We start from the raw sequence: 15,265 nt of genomic DNA on the forward strand, positions 1-15,265 counted from the left end.
GCCGCCTGTTTTTCGGTCGTTCGATTTGGAGCGGGCGATGAGATTCGAACTCACGACCCCAACCTTGGCAAGGTTGTGCTCTACCCCTGAGCTACGCCCGCCCGCTTCGATGGTTGCGATTTACAAACTCCGCCCGGGGGCTGCAAGAGCGAAATTCGCCCGCACCAAAGAATTTTTCGCCCGCTCCCTATGGTGCTGGCTGCCGGGTGCCGGTCGCCGTGACCGCCGGAAGGGTGAAGTCATCGCTATGCACCACCACCCCGGCCTGACCCAGCAGAACAATGCCATAGGCGCCGGGTTCCGGCACCGACAGGGACGTATCTTCGGTCTGCATGTCCATCGGGGTCTGATGCGCCAGGCTCTTGAGCACCGTGAAGCCCGCGCCGTTGCAACTGCCCGAGATCGTCCGATGCACATGCCCGATCACCAGATGCGCCACCCGCCCGCGCGCCAGGGACCAGAAGGCATCGGCATTCTTGAGCGAAATCCGGTCCATGCCCACAAAGCCCACATCAAAGGGCGGATGATGCATGAACACCACCACCCGCCGTTCCCCGGCCCCGTCCAGTGCCGAGGCGAACCATTCCAGCCGTTGCGCACAAAGCGCGCCGCCGTGAAAGGGCATCACATCCGGGGACAGCGAATCCAGAAAGATCAGCCGGTGATCCGGCGTATCCACCACCGATTGCAGATAGCCGCCCGGAGCGCGTGGCAGGTCCGGCAGGGCCGCGTCCAGCGCGGCGCGGTCATCATGGTTGCCCGGCACCACCGAGACCGGCAGCGGCAGCGCGGCCAGCCGCTCGGCCAGCCGGTCATAGACCTCTGCCGGGCCGTCATTGACCAGATCACCCAGAAGCACATAACGCGCGGCATCCGGGTGAAGGGCCTGCGCATGTGCAAGGGCGGCCTCGAACCTCTCCCACGGGTCGATGCCGATGACCCGCGTGCCCGGGGCGGTCAGATGCAGGTCGGAAAAGACGATCAGTTTCATGGTCATCCCCTGAGTCGGTCAGCTCTGGGCCGGTTCCATCTTGCGGATATAGGTCCATGTGGGCACCGCCGCGCCGCGGGCGACGGAGAACGCCTCGGCATCGCCCAGATATTCAAAGCCGCAATTGGTCAGCACCCGCGCGGACACTGGGTTGTCCTGAAACACCTCGGCAAACAGGGTGCGCGCCTGCAGCGGGTTGGCGGCGATGATGGCGCGCAGCGCTTCCGAGGCATAGCCTGTGTTCCAGAACGCCGGGGCCACCCAATACCCGATCTGGTTCTGCCCCCGGTCAAGTGGTTTGACCGAGATGATGCCGATCACCTCGGCCGAGCCATGGGCGGTGCCGTCCATGATCCAGACCGATTCGTCCTGCGGGTTGGCGCAGGCGCGTTCGACAAACGCCTCGGTCGCGCCGGGGGGCAGGGGGTGGGGGATGGAGCGCGTGCCTTCGGCCACGCGGCGGTCGCTGGCGTAAAGCCGCAGCATCCCTGTATCGGATTGGCGAATGGGCCGCAGCACCAGACGTTCGGCATGGATCTGCCCGTTGGTTGCGGTTGTGGTCTGAACTGTCACCTGCGCTCTCCTCCTTGCGCATGTCGGGGGCGGCATTGGCGCGTTTGGGGCCTCCGTCCCCGCAGCGCCATGGCGCCAAACAGGATGCGGGGGCCGACCTGGTTGCCGACCCCCGCATACATGTCTGATATGACTGTTGGGTTACTCGGCAGCGTCCGTGGCCGGAAGTACGGATACAAAGCTGCGCCCCTTCAGGCCCTTGTGAAAGGTCACGCGCCCTTCGGCGGTGGCAAAGATCGTGTGATCACGGCCCATGCCCACGCCATCGCCCGGCCAGTGCTTGGTGCCGCGCTGGCGCACGATGATGTTGCCGGGGATCGCAGCCTGCCCGCCATAGAGCTTCACGCCCAGGCGGCGGCCTGCGGAATCGCGTCCATTGCGGGAGGAACCGCCTGCTTTCTTGTGTGCCATTCTGCGTTACTCCTTGTCTTGCGCCATGTCGGCGGCTTCGGCGACCCAGCCGTCAACCTTGCCACGTGCGCCCAGTTGCTCTTCCATATAGGCAACATCCTCGGCGGTCCAAGCGGCGATCTGGTCAAAATGGAACACGCCGGCTTCGTTCAGCTTTTCGACCATCTTGGGGCCGACGCCGGTCAGCTTTTTCAGATCATCGCCCGCGCCGTCGCGGGCTTCGCTCAGCAGATTGGCCGGGGCGGCGCCGCTGGTGGCTTCGGCCTTGGCGGGTTTTGCAGCCTTGGGAGCGGCGGCTTCGATGGCAAACCCGGACACCGATCCGGTGCCGATCGCGGCCTTCACACCCGTCGCATCCGCGCCCGAGGGCAGGATGTCGGTCACGCGCACCAGCGTCAGCTTCTGGCGGTGGCCCTTGGTGCGCTGCGAGCTGTGCTTGCGGCGGCGCTTGACGAAATGGATGACCTTGTCGGCCTTGATCTGGTCGATCACCTCGGCCTGCACGGCCGCGCCTTCGACAAGGGGGGCGCCCACGACAGGGGCATCGCCGCCCACCATCAGGACGTCGTTGAACTGGACCGTTTCACCGGCCTGGGCAGCAATGCGTTCGACGCGCAGCACGTCGCCGGTCTGAACGCGATACTGTTTGCCGCCGGTTTTGAGAACCGCAAACATCTGTGTCTTCCTTTTCGACTTCCGCGCCCTGTGGCCCCCGGTCATGCCGGGCGTTGGGTGCCTTCGGGCAGCGTGCCCATTGCGGGCATGAGATATGGCCTGCGCGGGCCGGGGCCTGGACAGGAAGCCGCTCTATCAGGGAAAGCGGCCGCGCTGTCAAGGCGTGCGCGGCCGATTCTGCCGCCGTCCGGGGGCTTAGTCCTTGGGGCCGATCATGTCCTCGGGGCGGACGATCCGGTCAAAGGTCTCGCCATCGACAAAGCCCAGGGCGATGGCTTCCTCGCGCAGGGTGGTGCCGTTCTTGTGGGCGGTCTTGGCCACCTTGGTGGCGTTGTCATAGCCGATGGTGGGGGCCAGCGCCGTGACCAGCATCAGCGATTCGGACATGAGCTTGGCAATCCGGTCGGTGTTGGCTTCGATCCCCGCAACCATGTTGTCGGTGAAGGCGCCAGCCGAATCGCCCAGAAGCTGCATGGATTGCAGCACGTTATAGGCCATCATCGGCTTGTAGACATTCAGTTCGAAATGCCCCTGGCTGCCGGCGAAACCCACGGCGGCGTCATTGCCCATGACATGGGCGCACACCTGGGTCAGCGCCTCGGCCTGGGTGGGGTTCACCTTGCCCGGCATGATCGAGGAGCCGGGCTCGTTCTCCGGCAGGATCAGCTCGCCCAGCCCGGAACGCGGGCCGGAGCCCAGGAAGCGCAGGTCGTTGGCGATCTTGTAGAGGCTGGCGGCCACGCCGCGCAGCGCGCCCGACATCTCCACCATGGCGTCATGGGCGGCCAGCGCTTCGAACTTGTTGGGCGCGGTGACGAAGGGCAGGCCGGTGATGCGCCCGATCTCGGCGGCGACATCCTCGGCCCAGCCGGTTTTCGTGGCCAGCCCCGTGCCCACGGCGGTGCCGCCCTGGGCCAGTTCATAGATCGCGGGCAGGGCGGCCTTCACCCGCCGGATGCCCATGGCGACCTGATGCGCATAGCCGCCGAACTCCTGCCCCAGGGTCAGGGGGGTCGCGTCCTGGGTGTGGGTGCGGCCGATCTTGATGATGTCCCTGAATGCCTCGGCCTTGGCCAGCAGCGCGGCATGCAGTTTTTCCAGCCCCGGCAGCAGCACGTCATGCGCCTGCAACGCGGTGGCCACATGCATGGCGGTGGGGAAGGTATCGTTCGAGGATTGCGACATATTGCAGTGATCGTTCGGGTGCACCGGGTCCTTGGAGCCCATCTCGCCGCCCAGCATCTCGATCGCGCGGTTCGAGATCACCTCATTCGCGTTCATGTTCGATTGCGTGCCCGAGCCCGTCTGCCAGACCACCAGCGGGAAATGGTCATCAAACCGGCCGTCATAGACCTCGGCGGCGGCGGCGACGATGGCCTCGCCCAGCCGTTTGTCCAGCTTGCCCTGGGCCATGTTGACCACCGCAGCGGCTTGCTTGATGGCCCCCAGCGCGCGGACGATCTTGACCGGCTGACGCTCCCACCCGATGGGGAAGTTCTGGATCGAACGCTGGGTCTGCGCGCCCCAGTAGCGGTCGGCAGGGACATTCAGGGGGCCGAAACTGTCGGTTTCAACGCGAAAATCAGTCATGGCAGGCTCCGTGCGGCTGGTTTGCGCCTGCTCTAGCCTGCGGATGCGGGAAAATCAATCGGTATGCCTTTGCATACCGATGGCGCCCTATTTGCGGAACTTGTCCAGGCTGACAACCTCGCCCGATTTCGGGGCCTCATCCTCGGGCTCGGCCTCCATCATCGGGGCTTCCTCGTCATCCTCGTCATCCTCATCACCTTCGGCATGCAACTCGAATCGCAGGCCAAATTCCACCGACGGGTCCACGAAGGTGCTGATCGCATCGAGCGGGATGTAAAGCGGCTCGGGCGCGTTGCCGAAATTCAGCGTGATGGCAAAACCGGACTGATCCACCTTCAGATTGTCGAACCAGTTCTGGATGACCAGTGTGATCTCGCTCGGATAGCGGTCGCGCAGCCAGTTGGCCATCTCCATCTCCGGGTGGGTGGTGTCCACGGTGATGAAGAAATGATGGTTTCCCGGCAGGCCATCGCGGGCCACGCGTGACATGACCTCACGGATCAGGCCGCGCATGGCGTCATGCATCAGATTGCCGTAGTCAATTGTCTGCGCCATGGGTTTTCTTGCCTATGCTTTGACAGGTTTCAGCATAGGCATATTGCCCCCGATTGAAAGGGGCGATGCCGGGTTTTTCGCCGCAGGCCGGGACCGGGGCAGGGCGCGCTCATATGCCATGCAGATCACCCCTCCAGCGCCGCCACGCCGGGAAGGGTCTTGCCCTCCATCCATTCCAGAAACGCGCCGCCTGCGGTCGAGATATAGGTGAACCCCTCTGCCGCGCCCGCCCGGTTCAGCGCCGCCACCGTGTCACCGCCACCTGCCACCGACACCAGCGATCCCGCAGCGGTCAGCCGCGCGGCTTCGCGCGCGCAGGCATTGGTGGCCGCATCAAAGGGCGTGATCTCAAAAGCCCCCAGCGGGCCGTTCCAGATCAGGGTGCGGCATTCGGCCAGCAGCGCGCTGATGGCGGCCACGCTGTCCGGCCCGGCGTCCAGGATCATCGCATCCTGCGGGCATTGATCGGCGGGCAGCGTCTCATGCGCGGCATTGGCGGCAAATTCACGGGCCACCACAATGTCGCCCGGCAGGTGGATGGTGCAGCCGCTGCCCCGGGCCTGTTGCAGGATGGCGCGCGCAGTATCGGCCATGTCATGTTCGGCCAGCGACCTGCCCACAGACGCCCCCTGCGCCGCCAGAAACGTGTTTGCCATGCCGCCGCCGATGATCAGGTGATCGACCTTGGTGATCAGGTTCGACAGCAGGTCCAGCTTGGTCGAAACCTTGGCCCCGCCGACAACCGCGGCCACGGGGCGCGCGGGCGTGCCCAGTGCAGCCTGCAGCGCCTTCAGCTCGGCCTCCATCAGCCGCCCGGCACAGGACGGCAACTGCCGCGCGATCCCTTCGGTAGAGGCATGGGCCCGATGAGCGGCCGAGAAAGCGTCATTCACATAGATATCGCCCAGCGCCGCCATCGAGGCCGCCAGCTCCGGGTCGTTCTTTTCCTCGCCCGGGTGAAAGCGGGTGTTCTCCAGCAGCAGCACATCGCCCGGGTCCATGTCGATGACCGCGGTCTTGGCCATGGCGCCGATGCAATCGGCAGCATGCGCCACCGGCTGGCCCAGAGCCGATTCGAGCGCGGGGCACAGCTGCGCCAGCGACATCTCCGCCACCACCTTGCCCTTTGGACGGCCGAAATGGGCCAGCAGCACCACCTTGCCTCCCGCATCGGTAATGTGGCGGATGGTGGGGATCACCCGTTCGATCCGCGTTGCATCGGTCACATGCCCGTTCTCCACCGGCACGTTGATATCCACCCGCACCAGCGCCACCTTGCCGGCGAAATTCATGTCGTCCAGGGTCCTGAATGTCATCTGGGCTGCTCCGTCTGTCTGTTGCCGGTGCTTCTGGCGCAGAAACCGGGCGGGGGTCAACGGCGCATGGCCGGATCAGTCCCGAAAGTTCCGGCTGTCACGGATCTGGTCCCAGGCCCAGACGACCTCTTGAAGGCGCTCTTCATCCGACCGGTTGCCCTTGTTCATGTCTGGATGAAGATCCTTGACCAGGCTCTTGTATTGCTTGCGAATCTCGCTCCGGCTCCAGGTGTCGCGGGCGTCCAAGATCTCCAGCGCGCGGCGTTCGGTGGGCGGCAGGCGACGGCTGCTGCCGCCATTTGCGCCCGGACGGTTGCCAGGGTTGCGCGTGGCTTTCTCGCCCAGGATCTGATGCGGGTCCTCTATGCCCAGCCGCTCCCAGGCGCGGCGCTCGTCGTTTTCGCCCATGGGCCGGGTGGCGCGGCCCCAGACCCGTTCCCGCTCCATGGACTCCAGCATCTCGTCATCGGTCTGCCCGGCAAAGAAGTTCCATTTCAGATTGTATTCGCGCACATGGTCCTTGCAGAACCACAGATATTCATCCAGCGAATCCGGCGATTTGGGGGCCCGGTACTGGCCGCGCAGCGTGCAGCCCGGATGGTCGCATTGCCGCTGCGAGGTTTCCCACGCGCCCGACATCCCGCGCCGCCCGCGCGACCGCTTCTTCTTGTCGGCCGAGGCCCGGATATCGAAGTTGAAAGGCGATTTGTTGGTCATGACACTCTGCAACGCGAACGGGTTTGAGGCAGACGCCCCTTGCGACTCGGACAAAGCAGTTTAGTTTTTTTCTCAGATGAATGAAGGGGCCACGTAGAAAAATGTTGATCCGTGATCAGATCGAATCCGCGCTGAAGGCGCATTTCACTCCCGCAGAACTGGAGGTCACCGACGTCAGCGAGGATCATCGCGGCCATTCAGGCTGGCGCGAAGGCGGACAGACCCATTTCGATCTGCGCATCCGCGCGCCGGAATTCGGCCCCATGTCCAGGCTTGCCCGCCACCGCGCGGTGCATGACGCGCTGGGCCCGGATCTGGTGGGCCGCATCCACGCGCTGTCGATGGACATAAGCGCCTAGGCCGCCCTTCGCTCTATTCGGCGTCCCTGCGATCGGTTGGCGCGCTGGCGGGGCGGTCCTCGTCCCGGCGCAGCACAAGCCTTGGGGCCGACCCTTCGGGCATGCGCGAGAGCAATGGCCGTGAAGGCGCCTCCGCGCGGGGCTCGGGCGGGGACTGTTCAGGGGGCGCGGGCAACTCCGGCGCCCCGGCGCCCGGGTCTTGTGGGGGCTGGACGGCGGGCGGGGCGGGCGCGGGCGGGGCGGTCGGCGCATGTGCCACCTGCGCCGCCAGGGCATCGGCGGTCAGGCGGCGGAACACCAGCAGGTTGTGATAGACGGTGACCGACCCGGTCAGCCCCTTGCGTTCGGTGCAGGGCAGCACATCCGCCCGCCAGTACTCCCAGCCCTCCAGCGCCATCTCGTTCATCAGCGCGCTCAGCGCATGGGCATAGCGTTCCGCCGGGTCCTTGACGCCCTTGATCTTGGCGGATTTCGTCGGGGCGGGAACGGCCCGGTATTCATATTGCTGCATCCTGACCTCTGCGCGGGTTGCTTTCACGGGTGATACCCCGCACGCGCAGAAAGGTAAACGCACCCGCGCCCGCAGATCAGCCGAACCGATGGGTTGCAAGGATATGGGCGGTTTTCAGCCCGGGATCGACACCATCAGGCCGGGCGGGGCGGTCAGCAGGACGGTCAGCACGGGGGGCAGCAGGACGGTTAGTGCAGGGGGGCGCAGGGCAGGACGCAGGCGCGGCATGGCACGCCTTCACGGGTGGCCGCGACCGGACAGCACCCATCGTCCTGCCCCGGCACGCGCCTCAAACGCCGCCACCGGCGCAAACCCGCAAGACACCCCGGCCGCACCGTAACGCAATCGCCGCGCCCCGGCGCCCTCACGCCCCGTCCAGCGCCGCGCGGATACGGTCGCGCAGGGCGGTGGCCTTTTGGTGGTTGTATTGCATATGCGCGGGGTCATAGACCTCCAGCGCCGCCTCGACATGCGCCAGCGCCGCGCGCAGATGCGGGGCGGGGACGGGGCAGGTTTCTTGCTGGGCGCGCGCGGCCTCGATAATCGCCAGATTCTCCTGCGTCATGGCCCATTGCACCGGATGATCGGCGCGGGTGTGGACCTCCAGTGCCGCGCGACAGGCGTCGACCGCCTGCCCCAGTAGTGCTGCGGCCACTGGCCCACTGCTGCGGGTGCCATGCTTCCGAAGCGCATTGCCCAGATTGTTCTGCGTTGTGGCCCAGTTTGCCGGGTGATCGGCGCGGGTGTAGACCTCCAGCGCCGCGCGGTAGGCGTCAACCGCCTGTCCCAGCAGCGCCGCGCCCTCTGGCCCGCCGGTGCGACTGCCCTGCGCCTGGAGCGCCGCGCCGAGGTTGTTCTGCGTCATGGCCCAGTGCACCGGGTGATCGGCGCGGGTGCGGACCTCCAGCGCTGCGCGATAGGTCTCGACCGCCTGTCCCAGCAGCGCCGCGCCCTCCGGGCCCTCCTTACGTTCGGATGTTGAGCGCAAGGTCTCACCGAGGCGGGACAGTACGCGAAAGTATCTGTCAAGGTCACCCTTTTCGCGCGCTTCTGCCGCTTCGTGCCTTAAGTTGAATATCGCTTGGGTTTGGTGGTCTAGGGTTGCTTGCGAAAAGACGGCTCCCTTTAGGTCCCAAGCAGCGATGGGTTGCCCACGCAAATCTGCGTCGCGGAAGTTGGCGCCTCGGTAGAATGTGACTGGTTCTTCGCCAGCGATCGCTGCCAGCTCGGAAAGATCGTCGGTATCTGCGGTAAGGACCGTGATCAACTTGTCCTGCCACTCACCCATTAATCTTGCTCCATGACGACCATATCCGCTACCATGACCACCGAGTCTTTGTTTGAAAGGTCCGGGGCTGTCAGGAAACCCTTGCGTTCAATTGCACGCTTTATGACCTGTTCTGCAGCGGCGATATGGCGGGCGCGATGGGCGCTCATGCGCAGTTTTTCAGTGATCGCGGGATGTTTGGGTTCAAGATCAAGGATTTCAATGTCCTCACGGCGACATCTGATTACGATCTTCATTGATGGCTTGTTGCCTTCACTGTTCCGTTCTTGCGCCCGCTTTACTGTCAGCCGCGGTTCCGCACCGGCGTCCCAAGGTGCTCCGTCCATCGGTTGTCCGTCGCTGCTGGAAATGGTCCATCCATAGCGCTCTTGTTCTTTGAAATGCTGGACCAAGAACCGTCCTACACTCCGGCGTGTGCTGCTTTGGGTGCGGAGTGCGGCACGGGTTTCTGCGTTCGCATCTGCGCCCAAAGAGAGACCTTGGTTCACCTTGGCTGCGACCGACGCTGCTGCTTTCGCAGAAGCCTCGGTTTCACGAGTTGTCTCTATCTCAGTGCAATCAGAAACAACTGTGCGAGCGATGGACTCCCGCCGGATCGTCAGGGGCTCGTTTTCAGGCACATTCAAGAGAATCTGAGCACGTTTCAGGCGGATGCGGAAACTCACCTTGTCCGCAGGATCAGCCCCGAATGACGCTTCCTGAAACACGACGTCGACGTGCACAGTTGCGTGGTTGTTATCCTCAAACTCGCCAATCCAGCCATCGAGCGAAACGACACTGGCGAGCGTGCGAAGATTATTCGTGCCTGATGGCGCGGACATTGTGACCCCACTTCACGGGTTAAAAGCGTAGCCGCGCCGGGGCAGGGGGTCAATCGTGGCTCAGAGGCCCAGCCGGGCCGTGACGATCTCGTTCACCGCCTTGGGGTTGGCCTTGCCGCCGGTGGCCTTCATCACCTGGCCCACGAACCAGCCGGCCAGCTTGGGGTTGGCCTTGGCCTTTTCCACCTGCGCGGGGTTGGCGGCGATGATCTCGTCCACGGCCTGTTCGATGGCGCCGGTGTCGGTGACCTGTTTCATGCCGCGGTCCTCGACAATCGCCGCCGGGTCGCCGCCTTCGGTATAGACGATCTCGAACAGGTCCTTGGCGATCTTGCCCGAGATGTCGCCCGCGCGGATCAGCTTGATGATGCCCGCCAACTGGCCCGCCGAAACGGGGCTGTCGGTGATGTCGTGGCCTTCCTTCTTCAGCCGCCCGAAAAGCTCGTTGATGACCCAGTTCGCGGCCAGCTTGCCGTCCCCGGCCTCGGCCGCGACGGCCTCGAAATAGGCGGCGTTGGCCACATCGGCGGTCAGCACGGAGGCGTCATAATCGGTCAGGCCGAAGTCCCCCATGAAGCGCGCCTTCTTGGCGTCGGGCAACTCGGGCAGCGAGGCGGCGATCCCGTCCACCCAGTCCTGTTCGATTTCCAGCGGCAGCAGGTCGGGGCAGGGGAAGTAGCGGTAGTCATGCGCCTCTTCCTTGGAGCGCATGGAGCGCGTCTCGCCCTTGTCGGGGTCAAAGAGCCGCGTTTCCTGCACCACCGCGCCGCCGTCTTCCAGAATGGCGATCTGGCGGCGGGCCTCATACTCGATCGCCGCCTGGATAAAACGCATGGAGTTCATGTTCTTGATCTCGCAGCGCGTGCCCAGATGGCCGAAATCCTGGGTCTCCTGATAGCGTTCGTAATCGCCGGGGCGGCAGACGCTGACATTCACATCCGCCCGCAGGTTGCCGTTCTGCATGTTGCCATCACAGGTGCCCAGATAGCGCAGGATCTGGCGCAGCTTGGTGACATAGGCGGCCGCTTCCTCCGGTCCGCGGATATCGGGGCGCGAGACGATCTCCATCAGCGCGACGCCCGTGCGGTTGAGGTCCACGAAAGACATGGTCGGATCCATGTCATGGATGGATTTGCCCGCGTCCTGTTCGACATGGATACGTTCGATCCGCACGCGGCGGCCCACGCCCGCGCCCATGTCCACGATCACCTCACCCTCGCCCACAAGCGGATGATACAGCTGGGAAATCTGATAGCCCTGCGGCAGGTCGGGGTAAAAGTAGTTCTTGCGGTCAAAGGCACTGACCAGGTTGATCTGCGCCTTCAGCCCCAGCCCGGTGCGCACCGCCTGTTCGATGCAGAATTCATTGACCACCGGCAGCATCCCCGGCATGGCGGCGTCAACAAAGCTGACGTTGGAATTCGGCTCGGCGCCGAACTGGGTCGAAGCGCCTGAAAACAGCTTCGCGCGTGAGGCGACCTGCGCATGGATCTCCATCCCGATCACCAGTTCCCAATCGCCGGTGGCCCCGGCGATCACCTTCGGCTTGGGAGATTCGAAACTCAGATCCAGCATGGCGCATGTCCTTCCTGCAAGGTTCCCGCCTATTAGAGCATCCGGTCCCCCCATGAAAACCGTTTTCTGCAAGGGCAGATCGGCGATCCGCCGCCGATGATGCGCTGCAGTGCGGCAAGGGCGCTTGCGCGGGGGGGCGATGAGCGGCAAAGCAACCGGGCCACCTGCATCAGGGTGGTGCCACATGAAGCAAACACATGCCCGTTCTGCCTGTCCTTCGCGGCCTGTGCCTTGGCCTGGTCATTGCATTGCCCGCCTGCACCCTGAGCGCGCCGCCCCCCGAACCTGAAGCACCCGAGTTCAGCACCCGCTGGGACCACCGCCCCGAGGCCGATCTCTGGACCGCTGCCAAGTTCGACGCTCTGGGCCGTGAGGCCAATGCCCTGGTCCGCACCGTCCCGCGCGACATTGACGCTTTCTGCCCGGGCTATGTCGAGGCCGATACCGCCGCGCGCAAGGCCTTCTGGACGGCGCTGTTTTCGGGGCTGGCGCGCTATGAAAGCGGCTGGCGCCCCGAGGCCGCCGGCGCTGGCGGGCGCTACCAGGGCTTGCTGCAGATATCGCCTGCCACCGCACGGCACCACCGCTGCGATCTGTCAGCCCCGCGCGGGCTTTATGACGGCGCCACCAACCTGCGCTGCGCGGCCCGGATCGCCGCCAATTCGGTCGCCCGAGACGGCGTTGTGACCGGAGGGCCCGGCGCCTGGGGCGGCGTGGCCCGCGACTGGCCGCCCATGCGCAACGGGGACAAACGCAGCGATATCGCCGGCTTTACCCGCAGCCTGCCGGTCTGCCAGACCTCATGACCAACCCCCGCACGGCGCCCCTTGCGCGGGGCGCCGCGTTGGATTAAACCCCGGAACACCACAGACGGCAGGCGAGTTGGCGGAGTGGTGACGCAGCGGATTGCAAATCCGTGTACACCGGTTCGATTCCGGTACTCGCCTCCAAATATCCCACCGCCGATACCCGATCCGGAATGCCTGCTCGCTGCTTCAGGCCAAAGCGGGGTCGTCCAGCAGATGGCGGCCGCGGGGGTCTTCGACCTCGATCACCCACAGATCCGGGTCGGTGTTGCGCTGGCGGGTGATGCTGGCGTCGATCTCGGCCTCGGGCGCGGTGGTCTGGCGGTGCCAGACCCGCGCGCCGGTTTCCAGATCGAAGCTGCGCGCCCAGAGCTGCGCGGTCCCGTCCATCAGCGCCAGCTTCACCAGCACCGCGCCCGCCGTGTCATCCCCGCGGGCGGCGACATAGGCGGCAATCCCCTCCATCTGCAGCCGCCGCAGATAGGCGCCGACCCAGATCCCCGAGGCCAGCCGCGCCCCGCTCATGCGTTGCCGTCGCGGAAATCCAGACCCATTTCGGAGTAGCGCTCGGCTTCATCCTGCCAGTTTTCACGCACCTTCACCTGCAGGAACAGATGCACGGTGCGGCCCAGGAATTCGGCGATCTCGGCGCGGGCGGCCTGGCTGATGGCCTTGATGGTCTCGCCCTTGTGGCCCAGCACGATCCCCTTGTGCCCGTCACGGGCCACGTAGATGATCTGGTCAATCCGCACGGAGCCATCCTTGCGGTCCTCCCAGCTTTCGGTTTCCACGGTCAGTTGGTAGGGCAGTTCCTCATGCAGGCGCAGGGTCAGCTTTTCGCGCGTCATTTCGGCGGCGATCATGCGCATGGGCAGGTCGGCGATCTGGTCTTCGGGGTAAAGCCAGGGGCCTTCGGGCAGGGTTTCGGCCAGCCAGGCGCGCAGATCGGCGACCCCGTGGCCCTTCTCGGCCGAGATCATGAAGGTCTGGGCGAACGGGTAGGCGTCATTCAGGGTTTTGGTCAGGGCCAGCAGCGCGTCGGCCTTGACGCGGTCAATCTTGTTGATGGCCAGCGCCACGGTCTGACCCCTGGAAACGCGGTCATGCAGGGCATCGAGGATGGCGCGCACGCCATCGGTCAGGCCGCGATGCGCCTCGACCAGCAGCACCACGACATCGGCATCGGCGGCCCCGCCCCAGGCGGCGGCGACCATGGCGCGGTCCAGCCGGCGGCGGGGACGGAACAGGCCGGGCGTGTCCACGAAGACGATCTGTGCGGGCCCTTCGATGGCCACGCCGCGGATGCGCGCGCGGGTGGTCTGGACCTTGTGGGTGACAATGGACACCTTGGCGCCGACCATGCGGTTGAGCAGGGTGGATTTCCCGGCATTGGGCTCGCCGATCAGGGCGACAAAACCGGCGCGGGTGGTCGGGTCGGGGTCAGTCATTGGCATCCTCCAGCCGGCGCAACAGGGTGGTGGCGGCGGCTTGTTCCGCCTGACGCTTGGCGCTGGCGCTGGCGCTGGCGGCCTGGCCGCTGGCCAGGCGCACCTCGATTGTAAAGACCGGCGCGTGGTCAGGCCCATCGCGTCCGGTTTCGGTATAGACCGGCGGGGTCTGGCCGCGGGCCTGGGCCCATTCCTGCAGCGCGGTCTTGGCATCGCGCAGGTCGGTGTCGGAGCGCTTCAGCCGCGTCCCCCACAGCCGCAGGACCAGCGCGCGGGCGGTGTCAAAACCCGCGTCCAGATAGACGGCGGCGATCACGGCTTCCAGCGCGTCGGCCAGGATCGCCTCCTTGCGCCGCCCGCCCGAGAGCATCTCGGACCGGCCAAGGCGCAGGGCGTTGCCCAGGCCGCAATCGCGGGCGACCTCGGCGCAGGTTTCCTTGCGCACCAGGGCGTTGTAGCGCCGCGCCAGGGTGCCTTCGCGTGCGGCGGGGTCGGCGGCGTGCAGCGCCTCGGCCATCACCAGGCCCAGCACCCGGTCGCCCAGGAATTCGAGCCGCTGGTTGTCAAGCCGCGCGGGCGTGGCGATGGAGGCATGGGTCAGCGCCTGGCGCAGCAGGTCCGGCCGGGCGAAGCGGTGGCCGATCCGCGCGCAGAACGCCTCAAGCTCGGTCGAAAGCCTCACCGCAACCTCTCGAAGAAGCGGTCCGAGCGCCAGGTCCAGAAGAACAGCATCGACGTACCCGCCGAGGAGAAGACCACATGCCGCGCCCGCCCGATCAGATGGTCGAAGGGCACCATGCCCACCCCGCCCACATTGCGCGGCGCGCGGCTGTCCAGCGAATTGTCACGGTTGTCGCCCATGAAGAAGAAATGCCCTTCGGGGACGGTAAAGGCGGGGGTGTTGTCGCCGGGGCTGTTGTCGGTGATGTTGAGCACCGGGTAGGAGACGCCATTGGGCAGGGTCTCGATGAAACGCGATTTCTCGCAGGTGCCGCCCTGGCCCACGGGGGCGTTTTCGCAGCGCGGGAACTGGCGCATGCTGCCCTGGCGTTCATAGGTTTCCTCGAACACGCCATCGGGCACCTGCGGGACTTCTTCATCGTTGAGGAACAGCACGCCGTCGCGCATCTGCACCCGGTCGCCGGGCAGGCCGATCACGCGCTTGATGTAATCGGCGCCGGTGCCGGGGTGGCGGAAGACGACGATGTCGCCGGCCTCGGGTTCGGAGCCGAAGATACGCCCGGTGATGGGGCAGACCCCGAAGGGGCAGGACCAGCGCGAATAGCCATAGGCCATCTTGTTGACGAACAGGAAATCGCCGATCAGCAGGGTTTCCTTCATGGATCCTGACGGAATCCAGAAGGGCTGGAAGAACAGGGTGCGAAAGATGCCGGCGATCAGAAGCGCATAGATGATCGTCTTGATCGATTCCCAGATCCCGTCCTTCTTGGTGTCGATGCTTGCCATGTCGCCCTGTCCTGCCTGCGCCGCCCCGTCCGGCGGATTGCGCGCTTCATGGGCGGGTGCGCGCGGGGAGTCAAGCCGGACAGGGGCTGGCTGGGGGATCAAAACCGCGCGGGGGGCGTGTGACGGGCGGGGCAGGGGGGCGCTGCCCCGCCCCGGAGTATT

At 65.5% G+C, this 15,265-nt stretch carries 18 protein-coding genes and 2 tRNA genes; 3 read left to right on the forward strand and 17 right to left on the reverse strand.

The features are described from left to right. Positions 1 to 26 precede the first annotated feature (26 nt). From HUK65_RS05000 to HUK65_RS05040, 9 genes are all read right to left on the reverse strand, one after another. Positions 27 to 101, reverse strand: a tRNA-Gly gene (locus tag HUK65_RS05000). Between the two features lie 86 nt (positions 102 to 187). Beyond that, on the reverse strand, positions 188 to 991 hold the full coding sequence (locus tag HUK65_RS05005; RefSeq protein ID WP_179905046.1) for a phosphodiesterase: 804 nt from the start codon (positions 989 to 991) through the stop codon (positions 188 to 190). Between the two features lie 18 nt (positions 992 to 1,009). Further along, entirely contained in the window at positions 1,010 to 1,600 is a 591-nt protein-coding gene (locus HUK65_RS05010; protein WP_179905047.1) for a GNAT family N-acetyltransferase, read from the reverse strand. 105 nt (positions 1,601 to 1,705) lie between these two features. Next, positions 1,706 to 1,975, reverse strand: coding sequence for a 50S ribosomal protein L27 (gene rpmA / locus HUK65_RS05015; RefSeq protein WP_179905048.1), 270 nt, complete (start codon positions 1,973 to 1,975; stop codon positions 1,706 to 1,708). Between the two features lie 6 nt (positions 1,976 to 1,981). Then, positions 1,982 to 2,650, reverse strand: coding sequence for a 50S ribosomal protein L21 (locus HUK65_RS05020; protein WP_179905049.1), 669 nt, complete (start codon positions 2,648 to 2,650; stop codon positions 1,982 to 1,984). 195 nt (positions 2,651 to 2,845) lie between these two features. Further along, on the reverse strand, positions 2,846 to 4,240 hold the full coding sequence (gene fumC / locus HUK65_RS05025) for a class II fumarate hydratase (protein ID WP_179905050.1): 1,395 nt from the start codon (positions 4,238 to 4,240) through the stop codon (positions 2,846 to 2,848). A gap of 87 nt (positions 4,241 to 4,327) precedes the next feature. Continuing rightward, the gene (locus tag HUK65_RS05030) at positions 4,328 to 4,795 is read right to left on the reverse strand and encodes an SspB family protein (RefSeq protein ID WP_179905051.1); all 468 of its coding nucleotides are present in this window, start codon (positions 4,793 to 4,795) and stop codon (positions 4,328 to 4,330) included. 125 nt (positions 4,796 to 4,920) lie between these two features. Further along, positions 4,921 to 6,111 carry a phosphoglycerate kinase gene (locus HUK65_RS05035; RefSeq protein ID WP_179905052.1) on the reverse strand — a complete coding sequence of 397 codons (1,191 nt, stop codon included), beginning with the start codon at positions 6,109 to 6,111 and terminating at the stop codon, positions 4,921 to 4,923. 75 nt (positions 6,112 to 6,186) lie between these two features. Beyond that, positions 6,187 to 6,828 carry a J domain-containing protein gene (locus tag HUK65_RS05040; protein ID WP_179905053.1) on the reverse strand — a complete coding sequence of 214 codons (642 nt, stop codon included), beginning with the start codon at positions 6,826 to 6,828 and terminating at the stop codon, positions 6,187 to 6,189. Positions 6,829 to 6,929: 101 nt separating this feature from the next. Between HUK65_RS05040 and HUK65_RS05045 the strand changes: the two genes are divergently transcribed. After that, positions 6,930 to 7,187, forward strand: coding sequence for a BolA family protein (locus tag HUK65_RS05045; RefSeq protein WP_179905054.1), 258 nt, complete (start codon positions 6,930 to 6,932; stop codon positions 7,185 to 7,187). 13 nt (positions 7,188 to 7,200) lie between these two features. On the opposite strand, the gene HUK65_RS05050 is transcribed toward HUK65_RS05045, so the two are convergent. From HUK65_RS05050 to gatB, 4 genes are all read right to left on the reverse strand, one after another. Then, entirely contained in the window at positions 7,201 to 7,698 is a 498-nt protein-coding gene (locus HUK65_RS05050) for a DUF4177 domain-containing protein (RefSeq protein ID WP_179905055.1), read from the reverse strand. A 364-nt stretch (positions 7,699 to 8,062) separates the two neighbouring features. Beyond that, the gene (locus HUK65_RS05055; RefSeq protein ID WP_179905056.1) at positions 8,063 to 8,686 is read right to left on the reverse strand and encodes a tetratricopeptide repeat protein; all 624 of its coding nucleotides are present in this window, start codon (positions 8,684 to 8,686) and stop codon (positions 8,063 to 8,065) included. Between the two features lie 299 nt (positions 8,687 to 8,985). Beyond that, a complete protein-coding gene (locus tag HUK65_RS05060) occupies positions 8,986 to 9,807 on the reverse strand; it encodes a hypothetical protein (protein WP_179905057.1) in 822 nt (273 codons plus the stop codon). Between the two features lie 60 nt (positions 9,808 to 9,867). Continuing rightward, positions 9,868 to 11,382: an Asp-tRNA(Asn)/Glu-tRNA(Gln) amidotransferase subunit GatB gene (gene gatB, locus HUK65_RS05065; RefSeq protein WP_179905058.1), complete on the reverse strand. Its 1,515-nt coding sequence runs from the start codon at positions 11,380 to 11,382 to the stop codon at positions 9,868 to 9,870. A 197-nt stretch (positions 11,383 to 11,579) separates the two neighbouring features. Between gatB and HUK65_RS05070 the strand changes: the two genes are divergently transcribed. Both HUK65_RS05070 and HUK65_RS05075 read left to right on the forward strand, forming a co-directional pair. Continuing rightward, positions 11,580 to 12,188, forward strand: coding sequence for a transglycosylase SLT domain-containing protein (locus HUK65_RS05070; protein WP_179905059.1), 609 nt, complete (start codon positions 11,580 to 11,582; stop codon positions 12,186 to 12,188). Positions 12,189 to 12,258: 70 nt separating this feature from the next. Next, positions 12,259 to 12,332 (forward strand) — tRNA-Cys (locus tag HUK65_RS05075). A gap of 45 nt (positions 12,333 to 12,377) precedes the next feature. Here the strand turns inward: HUK65_RS05075 and HUK65_RS05080 are convergent. The 4 genes from HUK65_RS05080 to lepB are packed head-to-tail and all read right to left on the reverse strand — an operon-like array spanning position 12,378 to position 15,103. Then, positions 12,378 to 12,713 (reverse strand): DUF1491 family protein, encoded by a 336-nt coding sequence (locus HUK65_RS05080; protein WP_179905060.1) that lies wholly within the window; start codon positions 12,711 to 12,713, stop codon positions 12,378 to 12,380. Beyond that, complete coding sequence (era, locus tag HUK65_RS05085) at positions 12,710 to 13,636, reverse strand: GTPase Era (protein ID WP_179905061.1); 927 nt, start codon at positions 13,634 to 13,636, stop codon at positions 12,710 to 12,712. The genes HUK65_RS05080 and era overlap by 4 nt, the downstream gene beginning before the upstream one ends. Continuing rightward, positions 13,629 to 14,318 carry a ribonuclease III gene (gene rnc, locus HUK65_RS05090; RefSeq protein WP_179905062.1) on the reverse strand — a complete coding sequence of 230 codons (690 nt, stop codon included), beginning with the start codon at positions 14,316 to 14,318 and terminating at the stop codon, positions 13,629 to 13,631. Before rnc ends, era begins: the two co-directional genes overlap by 8 nt. After that, a complete protein-coding gene (gene lepB / locus HUK65_RS05095) occupies positions 14,315 to 15,103 on the reverse strand; it encodes a signal peptidase I (protein WP_179905063.1) in 789 nt (262 codons plus the stop codon). The genes rnc and lepB overlap by 4 nt, the downstream gene beginning before the upstream one ends. Between the last annotated feature and the right edge of the window lie 162 nt (positions 15,104 to 15,265).

Source organism: Rhabdonatronobacter sediminivivens (assembly GCF_013415485.1).
Classification (GTDB): Bacteria; Pseudomonadota; Alphaproteobacteria; order Rhodobacterales; family Rhodobacteraceae; genus Rhabdonatronobacter; species Rhabdonatronobacter sediminivivens.